The organism is Aneurinibacillus thermoaerophilus, from assembly GCF_900099925.1.
Lineage (GTDB): Bacteria > Bacillota > Bacilli > Aneurinibacillales > Aneurinibacillaceae > Aneurinibacillus > Aneurinibacillus thermoaerophilus.
In genome coordinates this window covers 92,325-105,855 of the sequence record NZ_FNDE01000009.1, presented here as the reverse complement: position 1 = coordinate 105,855, position 13,531 = coordinate 92,325, and the positions used below count along the sequence as shown (strand labels likewise).

Here is a 13,531-nt window from a genome sequence, read left to right as displayed (position 1 = left end):
CGGGATTACTACCAGAAAAAGTATCGTGAAGTACCGAAACATCAACACAAAAGAGCCCTCGTTTTAACGGCAAGAAAACTTGTGCGTTTGATCGATGCGCTGCTACGCAACGATCAAATCTACACGCCTGGAAGGAAGGTGAATCGATAGAGGAAAAGCCCCTCTATTGAATCCTTCATTATATTTCCAGTTTTTAACTATGAAACTGGGTTTTTTAAGTGCTGCCTTTTTTCGATAAATGAGGCATCTTAATTTCCAATTTCGTAGTTTGAGGAACTTGACATATTACCGCAGGACTTTTTATAAAATTTTCAGAATCTAAAATTTCTAAAAAATTAGTTTTAAAATATTGTAACTTAGGTGCACTTTCTTTACTACCTTTTCCGAATTATCTGTAGTAAACCATACATGAACAGTAGAAAATTTGTCATCATCTGTAGTTAGCTACAAGTTTTGTATGCATTTTTAATTGAGATATTTTTAAAATATAGAAAATTAGTTTACCAAACAAGGAAAATAATGTATCATTTATACTTGTATGATAGCATCTATATACCTACTTATACTGGGTCTTTATAACTAAAATAAAATAAAAACCTACTATGCGCTGTAGCGTACGAGGAGGAAGAGAGAGTGAGAAGTCTAAAAAGCAAGTTGCTGCTATTAAATTCCCTTTTGCTTGTTATAAGTCTTGTGGTTGTATCGTTTGCGAGCTATTGGAAATCATCGGCTATGTTAAGCAAACAACTAGAAAATGCAGCAGAAATCCAAGCTGCCAATTTAGCCGGGAAACTGGATCGCTTCTTTGAAGAAAAAAAGGCAGTTCTTGTATCATTAGCAAAATTAACTTCTGAAAATAATCAAACCGATTTGGCATTCATTCAAAAAGCAAATAAAAAGTTCCCTGATTTTGAAACACTGTTTTTTACATACGATCTGAGTTCCAGACATGTCATTAATCATAAAGGGGATATAACAGACGTTTCCGACCGCGCCCATTTTAGGGAAGCCGGAAAAGGAGAAGGAAAGATTGTTGTGTCAGAGCCTGTTGTTTCAAAGAGAACAGGAAACAACATTGTCACCATCATTGTCCCAATTATGAAGGGGGGGAAGCAAATCGGATATTTCGGAGGCACAATTTCTATTAAGAAGGTACAGGAATATGTTGCTAATGAAAAGTTTGGAAAGACAGGATATGCATTTTTAGTTAGTGCTAAAGGTACAACGGTTTGGCATCCTGATAAAAATAAAATTTTTAAAGATAATATTTCAGCGTCCCCTATTCCTGAAATGCAGAAAGTTTTTGCGGATATCAAAAGCGGAAAGCACGGCATTGTGAGCTATATGTTTAATGGGCAGGAAAAGTTTGGAGCGTATGCGGCCACGAAGGATAGATGGGGAGTGGTTATTGGAGCCCCGACGAAAGAACTGTATGCGCCGGTAAGACAGCTTGCATTTATCCTGCTTCAACTAGGATTTCTTGCAATTCTAGTTGGTATCGTCATTACTTATTTTATTGCGCGCAATGTAGTGAGCCCCATTTCGCAGCTGAATGAGGCCGTAAGGATCGTTGCGACAGGTGATTTAACCCGTCACGTGAATATTAGCGGCCGGGATGAAATTGCGCGCCTAGCGGACGATTTCAATCGGACGGTAGCCAACTTAAAAGAGTTAACACAAGGCGTTTCTGCTACATCGCAACGCGTGCTTTCATTTACGGAAGAATTGGCCGCCAGCGTCACGCAAACAACAAAAGCGGCAAATATGATCGGGGCTTCGATTCAGACGGTAGCTGCAGGAGCGCAAACACAAGTGAACAGTTCGCAGGAGACAGCAAAAGCAATGGAGGAGATGGCGTCCGGTATTCAGCAAATTGCCAGTATGACATCCATGGTTGCTTCCTCTTCGCTTGAGGCTGCAAAAGAAGCGGAACAGGGGAATAGCATGATTGAGAAAGCTGTACAACAAATGAACAAAATTAGCGCAGGAACGGTAAGAGTCTCTTCTTCCGTTCAGCGTCTGGAAGGACGCTCTCAGGAAATTGGTCAGATTCTGGATACCATTTCAACTCTTGCCTCACAAATTAATCTGCTGGCGCTAAACGCAGCTATTGAAGCGGCACGTGCCGGGGAACATGGAAAAGGATTTGCCGTAGTCGCTGACGAAGTTAGAAAGCTGGCGGAGCAATCGGATGAGTCGGCAAGACAAATTGCGGTATTGATTGAAGAAATTCAACAGGATATTGCCCATGCTGTCGGCGAGATGGGAGCTAGCGAGAAAAATGTTCAGGAAGGAATTGCGCTGATTGAAGAAGTGAAAAACGGCTTTCAGCATATTTACCAATCGTCTCAGGGGATGGCGGGGTATATCGAGGAGATTTCTGCGGCATCAGAGCAAATGTCTGCAAGTTCAGAAGAAATAAATGCTTCCATTCAGGAAATGGCCAATATCGCGCAAAACTCTGCTTCTCATTCGAGTAGTGTTGCATCCGCTACCGAAGAGCAAATCGCTTCTATGGAGAAAATTTCTGACTCGCTTAAGTCGCTTGAGAGTGTGGTGCGGGATCTTCGAGGAGCGATACATAAATTTAAACTATAAATAAACGTAGCTGTTGATGATTTCCTTCACATGGTAAATGATAGGGAGCATCAACAGCTATCAAAATAAATTTATTTTTATGTAAGAAAAGGATGTGCATCTTATGAAAAAACTGTACAGTATGATAGGAAAGGGATTGTTGGCTGCTACTTTGCTTGTTGGGGGCGGTTTTATTGCGCTTCCTCAGGCACAGGCATACAATGAGGAAAGTGTAATCATAGACGGGAAAAAAGTAAATAGCCAGCTGGTTAACGGCAATGTTTTTGTATCGGCGCAGGACGTTGCCAAAGCGCTTGGACGTAATGTTACGATTGATGAAAAAGACAAAACGGTTTCGATCGAATCCCGGCTTGATACGATTTTAAAAAGAGGGTATATTCGCGTAGGAACGACGGGAGATTATAAGCCTTTTACATATTTTAATCCTAAAACACAACAGTTTGAAGGATATGATATTGATGCCGCGAAAATGCTCGCTAAAGATTTAGGAGTTGAAGTACAGTTCGTAAAAACTTCTTGGCCGACGCTAATGGATGACTTGTTAGCGGATAAGTTCGACATCGCGGTTGGGGGCATCACCCGTAATGTTGAACGCCAAAAGAAAGCCCATTTATCTCAAGGCTATATTCAATTTGGAAAAGCGCCTTTGATTCGTAAGGAAGATAAGGAGAAGTTCAAGAGCATTGAGGATATTAACAAACCTGAAGTGAGAATCGGCGTTAATCCGGGGGGCACAAATGAAAAGTTTGTCAGAGCATACCTTCCGAAAGCAAATGTGACTGTTGTAGAAAATAATCTCGATATTCCTCATCTTGTTGCGGAAGGAAAATTTGATGTTATGATTACTGATAATATTGAAGCGATGCTGTATGCTAAACAAGATCCGCGTTTATACGCGGCGTTAAGTGATAAGCCGTTCACAATTGATGAGAAAGGTTTTATGATGCACCGCGGGGATACGGTTTTCAGCAATTGGATTGAGTTATGGATGGAAGAAATGGAGTTAAAAGGAGAATTTGAGAAACTAAAGAAAAAATGGATTGAGTAAATGGAAAGCCCGTTCACAAGAACGGGTTTTTACGATGTTAAAATCCGAGCCGCATTTTTAAATCTTTGACAAGAGAACGGCTAACAGGCAGTACGGTTTCATTCTTGTCCCCGACTTTTATCTGAACGGTGCCTTTAAACCAGGGAATAAATTCGACAATGCAGCTTAGGTTCACAAGATAGGTGCGATGAATGCGATAGAAGCGGTCTTCAGGCAGCTTTTTTTCTAGTTCCTGAAGGGAGAATGAGGTTATATAATCTTCATTTTTTGTAAAAATTCGGCAATTCCTGCCTTCCGCTGCCGCGTACACAATGTCATGAATATCGACAAACGCTACGCTTGTTGCTTTTTCTACGGGAATCCGAGAAAAAGAAGAGAACGATTTTGCCATGGGTTGAATCGTCTCAATAATTTGGCGAAGCGTATGTTCGATGGCAGGGAAAGAAGCAGGCTGGGCCTTTTTTTCCTGTATTCTTTTGCGTAGGCGGGTCATCGTTTTTTTCAGCCGTTCTTCATTAAACGGTTTCAAAATATAGTCCGCCGCTTCGGTCTCGAAGGCTTGCAGCGCATACGAGTCATAGGCAGTGGCGTATACGATATGTGGCCTGTGTTCTTCCCCCTCTATCATTTCCGGAATTTTAATGCCTTCGATATCATGAAGATAAATATCGAGAAATACAACATCAGGCTTCTGGCGCTGAATCAGTTCAATTGCTTCTTCACCGCTTGCCGCCTCCTCGATGACTTCAATGTCATCGTATTGTTCCAACAAATAACGTAGCTCGGAGCGGGCTGGCGCCTCATCATCCACAATGATTACCCGTATCATAAATTTAAGATACATTCCTTTCTTTCCAAGGGATTGTAATGGTACAAACAGTGCCGCCTCCAGGATTGGCTTCGATGGTCAGATCATAAGGATTGCCGTATAGAGATTGCAGGCGGCCGCGTACATTTTGCAGACCGATGCCGGAGAATGGTCGGGACTCGGTCGACGCGGCAAAGCCGACACCATCGTCGATAACCTGAATGACCAGCGCGTTGTTTTCTTTTCCGATGCGTATAAGGATGGTACCGCCTGCCTTTTTCGGCAGCAGGCCATGCTTAACGGCATTTTCCACAATCGGTTGTAAGATAAGACCCGGAATGCGTTGCTTCCAGGCTTCGGGTTGAATCTCGGTTACAATCTGGAGTTTGTCTCCGAAGCGGGCTTTTTCGATTTCCAAATAGGCTTCTACATGTTTTATCTCTTCTTCTACGGTAATTATCCGGTCGCCTTGGTGCAGATTGCGCCGGAAAAATTCCGCCAGGTTTACGATTAGACGGCGGGCAGTTTCCGGTTTTGTACGGATAAACGATGAGATTGTGTTTAAGGCATTGAATAGAAAATGCGGATTAATCTGGGCGTGCAAGGCGCGGATTTCCGCATCGGCCAGCAGCGCCGCCTGCTTTTCCAAATCGGCGATTTCAAGCTGAGTGGAGAATAATTGCGCAAGTCCGCGCGCCAATTCCCAGTCGACGACGGATACTTCGTGCTGTTTTTTAAAATATAGCTTGAGCGTGCCCACCACCGTGTCCTTTTTCCGAAGCGGAACAATAATCGCGGAATGGAGCGGACAATCGATGCTGCTGCAACCGATTTCTGTTTTGTTTTTGGCCCAAAGCAACTGCTGCGTATGGATCGCTTTCAGCGTTGCTTCGGTTTGCAAAGGGGTGCCGCGCTGGTGATGCTTATCTCCGGCGCCGATATGAGCGAGAATTTTTTCTCTATCGGTAATGGCGACTGCCGCAGCTTCTGTCATATTGTAAATCACGCGAGCCGTTTTTTCGGCGGACGTTTCATTGAGTCCCTGGCGTAGAATCGGCAGCGTAATGTCAGCGATTTGCAACGCCCGCTGTGCCTGCATAGAGCCGATTTTTTCTTCTTCCGCTTTTGCAGTTTGAACAATCATAACGAACAGCGCGATACCTGAGGCATTGACTAGCATCATTGGTAATGCAATAATTTCGACAAGGTGGAGCGCATCCGCGAACGGACGGGCAATCCCAAGAATTAAGAGCATTTGAATCCCTTCCGCGATAAAGCCGACGACCCAGGCCATCTTCCAATGTATGGAGCGGTGATGATAACGCATGTACACCAGCCCTGCCAGCGCCCCTTCGACGGTGGTGGAGACGGCGCAGGCCAAATCGGTAAAACCTCCGAGAAAGTAGCGGTGTAAGCCTGCGAGAAAACCGGCAGCGGTACCGACGATCGGCCCGCCCAGGAGCCCGGCCATAACCGGGCCGATCACGCGTGAATTTGCCAGCGCCCCTTCGATGGGAATTGCGGCATACGTTCCGTAAATACCAATGAGTGTACATATTATAGTTGTAATTATTTTGTCACGTGGTCCGTCCGTGCGCCGAAGCACCCGGCGGAAGAAACGAAACCGGGAGAGAAAAAACGCGAGTACAATAAGCGTCGCGGTGCGCTCGGCCAAATCGATAAGCAGTGGATGGATGGACGACATGGAGAAGCCTCCTTGCGTATCGGTTGTTATTTCAAAGTATATCATCCGCAGAAGTTCCGTCAATTCTGGGAAAAAGAGGATGCGAGGAGATGAACAAATGAACAACCTGACGATGAGCACTGATCTATATCAGATTAATATGATGTATGCTTATCATAAGAAAAACTTGGATGGCCGGCGGGCGGTGTTTGACGTATTTTTCCGCAAGCCGCCGGGTGGAAATGGGTATGCGATTTTCGCCGGTTTGGAACAGGTGCTTGACTATATTGAAAATATTCGGTTTACGGAAGAAGATATCGCGTATTTGCGAAGCGTCTATTCGTATGAGGATACGTTTTTAGAGAAGTTGAGAAACTTTCGCTTTACCGGAAACATCGCCGCTATGAAAGAAGGAACTGTAGTGTTTCCAGGAGAGCCGCTCTTACGGGTCGAGGCCCCGATTGGCGAAGCACAGTTAATCGAAACGACAATGTTAACAATTATTAACCATCAGACGCTTATCGCTACCAAAGCTGCCCGCATTGTTGAAGCGGCAAAAGGCGACACCGTACTGGAATTTGGCCTGCGTCGGGCGCAGGGTGCGGAGGCAGGGTATTATGGGGCGCGAGCTGCCTATATCGGCGGAGTGCACGCAACATCGAACATAATTGCTGGCCGGGATTTCGGCATCCCGGTACGCGGCACGCACGCGCACAGCTTTGTGCAGTTGTTTGAACACGAATTGGACGCGTTTACGGCTTACAGTGAAGCGTTTCCAGATGAGACAGTACTGTTGGTGGACACGTATGACACGCTGGAAATGGGGATTCCGCATGCTATCAAGATCGGCCTAGCTATGAGAGAAAAGGGCAAAAAATTGTTGGGGATTCGCCTAGATTCCGGAGATTTAGCTTATCTTTCAAAAGAGGCCCGCCGCATGCTGGATGAAGCGGGGCTTACAGATGTGGCGATCGTCGCCTCAAGTGATTTGGATGAACGGTTGATTCAAGACTTAAAAAGTCAGGAGGCCAAAATCAATATTTGGGGTGTAGGCACTAATCTTATTACTTCGTATGATTGTCCGGCGCTCGGTGGCGTCTATAAGCTGGCCGCGGTGGAAAAAAACGGAGAGTGGGAACCGAGACTGAAGATTTCCGAGAATCCCACGAAGATTACGAATCCGGGTTATAAAAAGGTAATTCGTTTTTATGATCGGGCGACGGACAAGCCGCTGGCTGACTTAATCGCGCTTGCGAAAGAAGAGATTCCGCAGGATGAAATTACAATTTTCCATCCTTTGTTCCCGCACAAACGAAAAACACTGCGCAATTATCGAACGGAGTCACTGTTATATCCGGTCATTGAGAGAGGGCGAAGGCTATATGATCCGCCCGCACTGGAAGAAATTCGTGCCTATGTTCGTAAGCAGCTAGCCCGGTTTTCGCCGGAAATCAGGCGGCTTGTCAATCCGCATGAATACCATGTAGATTTGAGCCAGAGACTGTGGGATTTAAAGCAAACGTTAATTCATCAGGAACGCGGATAAAATGTTGAAACTTTTTCCAACTTTTTTTCGTATGTAAAGGTGTAAGAACAATTTCGAGGAGGAATTGGAATGAAGAAGCGTAATATAGCAGTGACCGGGTTATTAAGTCTGACGATGCTTACAGGCGTGCCTGCCGTAAATGTGTTAGCAGCTGAACCGGTAACCACAATGCAAGCACAGACGGAGCAAATGACACGCGGTGAGTTCTTTGTAATGCTTGCGCGGGCGATTGATTTGCCGGAAGCAGAGGCGCAGTATTCATACAAGGATGTAGAGCGTGACAGCGAACTTGCTCGTATTGTAAGCAAGCTTCAGGCGAACGGTGTTTTGAGCGGATATGATGATGGTATGGTTTATCCGAAACAAGTATTAAAAGAGGGAGAGGCAATCGCGATGCTCAGTCGTGCGCTCGGCATTCCGGAGCAGGAGGTGCCAGGCGTAAAGTCGCCGCTGCCTTCTTCACACTGGGCGCATAACACGGCATCATGGCTCGCGGCGGTCAACTTTGATTATAAGTGGGACAATCTGGAACGCCCGTTGACGAAGCAGGTAGCAGAAGCGCTAATTCAGCAAATGCTTTCCACTTCAGACAGCACAAAGAAGTTGCTGGAAGAAAGTCAGAAAGCGCAGCGTGATGTTCGTTCATTCCGCATGGAAGGAACAGTGGCGTTTAGTATGGAAGGAAATGAGAAGACGCTTGCTTCCTTGCCTGAAGAAACACGTAAAGAGATGCTGCAAGGCGTATCGATGAATATAAAAAGCACGTTTGAAGTGCCGGATAAAATGTACATCCAAACGAGCATGAAAGCACCGGCAGCGCTTGAAAAGGAAGGCATGGACCACATGGCGTTCGAACAGTATATTCTCGGTAAGGATATGTATATGAAAATGCCGGATAATCTGTCCGGAGGCATGGAACATTCGTCCGGTTGGGTCAAGATGAAAAACGGCTTCCCCATAGATATGAAAGCAATGGTGGAGCAGATGTCTGGTATTCCGCCGCAACTGGAAAAGAAATTATTTTACCGCGATCTGGGAGAGGGAAAGATCGCGTTCCAGGGACGCATCGACAAATTGTCAGATTTGACTTCCATGATGAACGGAATGCAGGGAATGACCGATACGCTTAAGGAAGCGGAAGGCGTGATCGGATCGATTTACATGCAGGGCGTAATGGAACTCGATCCTGCGACCAAACTGGTCAAGCGTATACAAACCCAAACAGCTGTCACATACAAAGATAACATTGAAGATATGCCGTTCAAGCGAATGATCATGACGCAGGATATGAAATACAGTGATTATAACGATAATCTAAAAGTTCAACTTCCAGAAGAGGCTAAAAAGGCGAAAGAATTGCCAGCCGCTTTAGAAGGGATTTCGGCTTCCCAAGCAGATAAAAAATAAGAATGAGAAACGCTCTCTTCCAAGAGGGCGTTTTTAACATGATACGCGAGAAGTCCCCTTCCTCCACGCCCCTGGCGTAGGTAGAGGATGAATCGCGCTTCTTTTTCCTTTAAGCAAAAGAAGGATTTCAACACAAATGCTCGCCTGTTCTGCTGAGGAGGATCGTTCAGAAACTCCCACTTCAATCGACAGGAAGTGGGGGGAGTTCATATTGTATAAGAGTATATGTTGCTTTATAGTGATAAAGTAACATATGCTTTTTCTTATTTTATGCCTTGCGTGACAGAATGAGGATAGATATGGTATAGTAAATGCCGGATTTATACAAACACTATTCTTAAATTTAGATACTTTTATTATGGATAAAAAGTATGGAGTGGTTGCATGCTCTACCCATTATTATTGCCGGATCTGCATGTGGAATCCGTGTATGACATTGATTTGAATGAATTAAAAAAACGCGGCATCAAGGGAATTATTACAGATTTGGACAATACGCTGATTGAGTGGAATCGTCCTGATGCAACCCCCGAACTTGTGAAATGGATGAAAGAGCTAAAAGAGCAGGGATTTTCAGTTGTCATCGTATCGAACAACAAAAAAACCCGGGTATCTAAAGTAGCAGAGCCGCTCGGGGTTCCGTTTATTCATCAGGCGAAGAAGCCAACATCCGCCGCCTTCCGCAGGGCGACACGTGAGATGGGATTGTCCGTAAATGAGACTGTGGTCATCGGCGATCAGCTGTTTACTGATGTGTTGGGCGGAAAGCGGATGGGTTTTTACACGATTCTTGTCGTGCCGGTCGCACAGACCGACGGTTTTATGACTCGCTTTAATCGGAAGCTGGAAAAGATCGCCCTCAATTGGATGCGGAAACGTGGCAAAATTCCTTGGGAGGATTCAAATGGATAAGCAAGAGAAGATATATTGCGCTGGTTGTGGTGTAGCCATTCAGACGGAAGATAAAAACAAAGTGGGGTATGCCCCGCCACAGGCGCTGGAAAAAGAGACAGTAATCTGCCAGCGCTGCTTCCGGATTAAGCATTATAACGAAGCGTCCACCGTCACGCTGGGCGACGATGATTTCGTGCGTATTCTTAACAGCATTGGCGACACGGAATCGCTTGTGGTACAGGTAGTGGATATTTTTGATTTTAATGGCAGCTGGCTTAGGGGCCTGCCGCGTTTTGTGGGAGGCAATCCGATTCTTCTAGTTGGTAACAAGATTGACCTTCTTCCCAAAAATGTGAATCGCAACCGCCTTGTGAATTGGATGCGCAAATCGGCTGCTGATCTCGGTCTGAAACCGGTAGATGTCGTGCTAGTGAGCGCGCGCAAAGGTGAAGGAATTGACCGTCTAGTTGCGGCGATGAATGAACATCGTCAAGGGCGTGATATTTATGTTGTCGGTGTGACTAACGTTGGCAAATCTTCATTGATTAACTACCTGCTTAAGCAATTCGGCGAGTCGGAAATGGACATCACAACCTCCCAATTTCCGGGCACGACGCTCGATGTAATTGAAATCCCGCTTGACGAGCAATCGTCTTTGTACGATACGCCGGGAATTGTAAATCGGGAGCAGCTGGTACATAAAGTAGCGCCGCAAGAATTGAAACTGGTGATGCCGGACAAGCCAATTAAGCCGAAAGTGTACCAGCTAAACGCGGAGCAGTCGTTATTTATTGGCGGGCTCGCCCGTATCGATTTCGTCAAAGGTGAGCATCAACCGTTTGTGGTTTATGTATCTAACCATCTGAACATTCACCGAACAAAACTGTCCAACGCCGATGAATTGTATGAAAAGCATAAAGGCGAATTGCTGTCGCCGCCAGGAAAAGAAGCGGCCGGAGAAATGGTGTGGGAAAAATTCATGTTTAAAGTTCCGCCTGGTAAGTATGATGTCGTTGTTTCAGGTTTAGGATGGGTGGCTTTGCACGGTAAAGGTGCGAACGTTGTGGTGCATGTGCCGAAAGGCGTCGCGGCCAGCCTGCGTCCGTCTTTAATATAAGCGCTTTGATTACCCCTGTTCTTCAGGGGGTTTTTTGTACGTGAACCGTGAGATAAGATGAGAAATAGGAAAAGATAGTTAAGGAGAGAAGCAAACATATGGATAGCCAAACGATATTAACAGGGCTGTTCGGTCATCCGGTGGGGCATTCGTTGTCGCCGCTTATGCATAATCGCGCGTTTGAAGCGTGTGGCTTAAATTACCGGTACGCCGCGTTCGACATTGATCCAAGTCGGGTGCAGGAGGCCGTTCAGGCCGTTCGAGCGCTTGGCATGCGCGGTGTGAATGTAACCATTCCGTATAAGGTAACTGTTATGGATTACTTGGATGAAGTAGACGAAGAAGCGAAGATAATCGGTGCGGTCAATACGATTGTCAATGAAGGAGGCAAACTTGTCGGTTATAATACGGATGGACGGGGCTATGTCCGATCGCTTACAGAAGAGACGGGCATTGATTTAGCATCGCAATCTGCCGTGCTGCTGGGAGCAGGAGGAGCAGCGCGTGGCGTAGCCATAGCTCTGCTGAAGGCCGGGCTTCCCTCACTTGTAATTGCGAACCGTACGGTGGAGAAAGCTGAACAGCTCGCCGCTCATATGAAGCAGGCTGTGCCACAGGCGACCGTTTGTGCCCTGCCGCTGAATAAGGTTGCAGAGGCGCTTGCAACTAGCACGTTGCTCATCCAAACAACGTCAATCGGCATGCATCCAAAAACGGAAGCGAGCCCTCTCCCGGCGGAAACGCTGCACGGCGGGCTTACGGTTAGCGATTTGATTTATAATCCAATGGAAACGCGCTTGTTGCGTGATGCGAAAGCGAAGGGTGCGCGCGTTCATTGCGGGGTAGGGATGTTCATCTACCAGGGCGCTTTAAGCTTTGAATATTGGACGGGACGGCCGGCTCCCGTAAACGTGATGCGCGAAGTGGTTATGGATGCGTTGCGTGGACAGTAGGAGAAAAGGAGGAACGTTATGTTAACAGGAAAGCAAAAACGGTATTTGCGTTCGTTGGCTCATCATTTAGACCCGATTTTTCAGGTAGGGAAGGGCGGTGTCAATGAAAACTTAATCAAGCAGGTCGAAGATACGCTGGAAGTGCGCGAATTGCTGAAGATTTCCGTGCTGAACAATTGCGGTGAGGACAAGCATGAGGTGGCTGAGGAGATTGCTGCCGGTAGCGGCGCGGAAATTGTGCAGATTATCGGAAATACAATTGTATTATATAAAGAGTCAAAGGAACGAAAAACCATTGAACTTCCGAAATAAGCGGAAGAAAGTTGCCATTTACGGCGGAACCTTCGACCCGATTCATGCTGTTCATCTAATTGTAGCGGAACAGGCACGGGATGCGCTCGGATTGGATGAAGTATGGTTTATGCCAGCCCGCCTTCCGCCGCATAAGTTGGGGAACCCGATTACCGAAGACAAACACCGTGTAGCGATGGTCGAACTCGCCATTGCGGACAATCCGTACTTTTCACTAAGCACGGTGGAACTGGAGATGGAATGTTCACAGCCTTCATATACTTATCATACAGTACGTCTGCTGAAAGAACGACACCCGGACACAGAATTTTACTTTATCATTGGTGGAGATATGGCTAAACATTTGCCAAAATGGTACAAAATAGAAGAGCTCATTACGATGGTGAAATTTGTGGTGCTTGCTAGACCCGGCTATATAATGGACAACAAATATATGCAAGATGTTATTCAGGTGAGAATGCCGCAGCTGGATGTTTCATCAACTATGATCCGCCAAAAAGCGGCGGATGGAAAGTCAATCCGGTATCTTGTGCCGGAGGCGGTAAGATTGTATATAGAGGAGAAACGATTATATGAAGCGTGAACAATTGCTGGAAGCTGTGCGGGGACAAATGACAAAACATCGCTATGAACATACGCTGGGTGTCATGGAAACTGCGGTGCGTCTCGCTGAGAAGTATGGCGCGGATAAGACAAAGGCGGAGACGGCTGCTATTCTTCATGATTATTGCAAGTTTTGGTCAGAAGAAAACATGCGGAAAATTATCGAGACAACGCCGCATATTCCGAAAGATTTGCTGGAACATGATAAGGAATTATGGCACGCGCATGTCGGAGCGGAAGCGGTGCGTCGTGACCTTGGTATCGAAGATGAAGAAATACTAAACGCAATCCGTTATCATACTTCCGGCCGCGAGAATATGACGTTGCTCGAAAAAGTCGTTTGTCTGGCCGATTATATAGAACCGGGTCGTCAATTCCCCGGCGTGGAGGAATTGCGCCAAGTGGCGGAAGAGGACTTGGATCGGGCGCTTGCCAAAGCTTTGGGCGGCACCATCGCATTCCTCGTAAACCGTGAAAAAAGAATATATCCTCTCACCGTTCTGGCCCGCAACTCCTTAATAAAGTCGAAAAAGAACAATAAACAGGAGGAATAAAAGCGAC

At 46.1% G+C, this 13,531-nt stretch carries 12 protein-coding genes and 1 pseudogene; 11 read left to right on the top strand and 2 right to left on the bottom strand.

The window, feature by feature from the left end:
• The 3 genes and pseudogenes from BLR88_RS18965 to BLR88_RS07085 form a co-directional block, all read left to right on the top strand.
• Positions 1-150: pseudogene (locus BLR88_RS18965) on the top strand (IS110 family transposase); the annotation flags it as partial.
• 483 nt (positions 151-633) lie between these two features.
• Positions 634-2,598 carry a methyl-accepting chemotaxis protein gene (locus BLR88_RS07090; protein ID WP_057898032.1) on the top strand — a complete coding sequence of 655 codons (1,965 nt, stop codon included), beginning with the start codon at positions 634-636 and terminating at the stop codon, positions 2,596-2,598.
• A gap of 103 nt (positions 2,599-2,701) precedes the next feature.
• Entirely contained in the window at positions 2,702-3,646 is a 945-nt protein-coding gene (locus BLR88_RS07085) for a transporter substrate-binding domain-containing protein (protein WP_246615640.1), read from the top strand.
• 37 nt (positions 3,647-3,683) lie between these two features.
• Here BLR88_RS07085 and BLR88_RS07080 read toward each other — a convergent pair whose 3' ends face one another.
• Entirely contained in the window at positions 3,684-4,475 is a 792-nt protein-coding gene (locus BLR88_RS07080) for a LytR/AlgR family response regulator transcription factor (RefSeq protein ID WP_082706155.1), read from the bottom strand.
• 4 nt (positions 4,476-4,479) lie between these two features.
• Entirely contained in the window at positions 4,480-6,159 is a 1,680-nt protein-coding gene (locus tag BLR88_RS07075; RefSeq protein ID WP_057898034.1) for a sensor histidine kinase, read from the bottom strand.
• A 97-nt stretch (positions 6,160-6,256) separates the two neighbouring features.
• Here BLR88_RS07075 and BLR88_RS07070 point away from each other — a divergent pair, with 97 nt between their 5' ends.
• The 8 genes from BLR88_RS07070 to yqeK all read left to right on the top strand — a co-directional run bounded on the left by BLR88_RS07070 (position 6,257) and on the right by yqeK (position 13,524).
• Entirely contained in the window at positions 6,257-7,684 is a 1,428-nt protein-coding gene (locus BLR88_RS07070; RefSeq protein WP_057898035.1) for a nicotinate phosphoribosyltransferase, read from the top strand.
• Positions 7,685-7,753: 69 nt separating this feature from the next.
• Positions 7,754-9,091 carry an S-layer homology domain-containing protein gene (locus tag BLR88_RS07065; RefSeq protein ID WP_057898036.1) on the top strand — a complete coding sequence of 446 codons (1,338 nt, stop codon included), beginning with the start codon at positions 7,754-7,756 and terminating at the stop codon, positions 9,089-9,091.
• Positions 9,092-9,475: 384 nt separating this feature from the next.
• The gene (locus BLR88_RS07060; protein ID WP_057898037.1) at positions 9,476-10,003 is read left to right on the top strand and encodes a YqeG family HAD IIIA-type phosphatase; all 528 of its coding nucleotides are present in this window, start codon (positions 9,476-9,478) and stop codon (positions 10,001-10,003) included.
• Positions 9,996-11,102: a ribosome biogenesis GTPase YqeH gene (gene yqeH / locus BLR88_RS07055; protein ID WP_057898038.1), complete on the top strand. Its 1,107-nt coding sequence runs from the start codon at positions 9,996-9,998 to the stop codon at positions 11,100-11,102. The genes BLR88_RS07060 and yqeH overlap by 8 nt, the downstream gene beginning before the upstream one ends.
• A gap of 98 nt (positions 11,103-11,200) precedes the next feature.
• The gene (aroE, locus tag BLR88_RS07050; RefSeq protein WP_057898039.1) at positions 11,201-12,055 is read left to right on the top strand and encodes a shikimate dehydrogenase; all 855 of its coding nucleotides are present in this window, start codon (positions 11,201-11,203) and stop codon (positions 12,053-12,055) included.
• An 18-nt stretch (positions 12,056-12,073) separates the two neighbouring features.
• On the top strand, positions 12,074-12,367 hold the full coding sequence (gene yhbY / locus BLR88_RS07045) for a ribosome assembly RNA-binding protein YhbY (protein WP_057898040.1): 294 nt from the start codon (positions 12,074-12,076) through the stop codon (positions 12,365-12,367).
• Positions 12,351-12,950 carry a nicotinate-nucleotide adenylyltransferase gene (locus tag BLR88_RS07040; RefSeq protein WP_057898041.1) on the top strand — a complete coding sequence of 200 codons (600 nt, stop codon included), beginning with the start codon at positions 12,351-12,353 and terminating at the stop codon, positions 12,948-12,950. The genes yhbY and BLR88_RS07040 overlap by 17 nt, the downstream gene beginning before the upstream one ends.
• Entirely contained in the window at positions 12,940-13,524 is a 585-nt protein-coding gene (gene yqeK / locus BLR88_RS07035) for a bis(5'-nucleosyl)-tetraphosphatase (symmetrical) YqeK (protein ID WP_057898042.1), read from the top strand. The genes BLR88_RS07040 and yqeK overlap by 11 nt, the downstream gene beginning before the upstream one ends.
• Positions 13,525-13,531 lie beyond the last annotated feature (7 nt).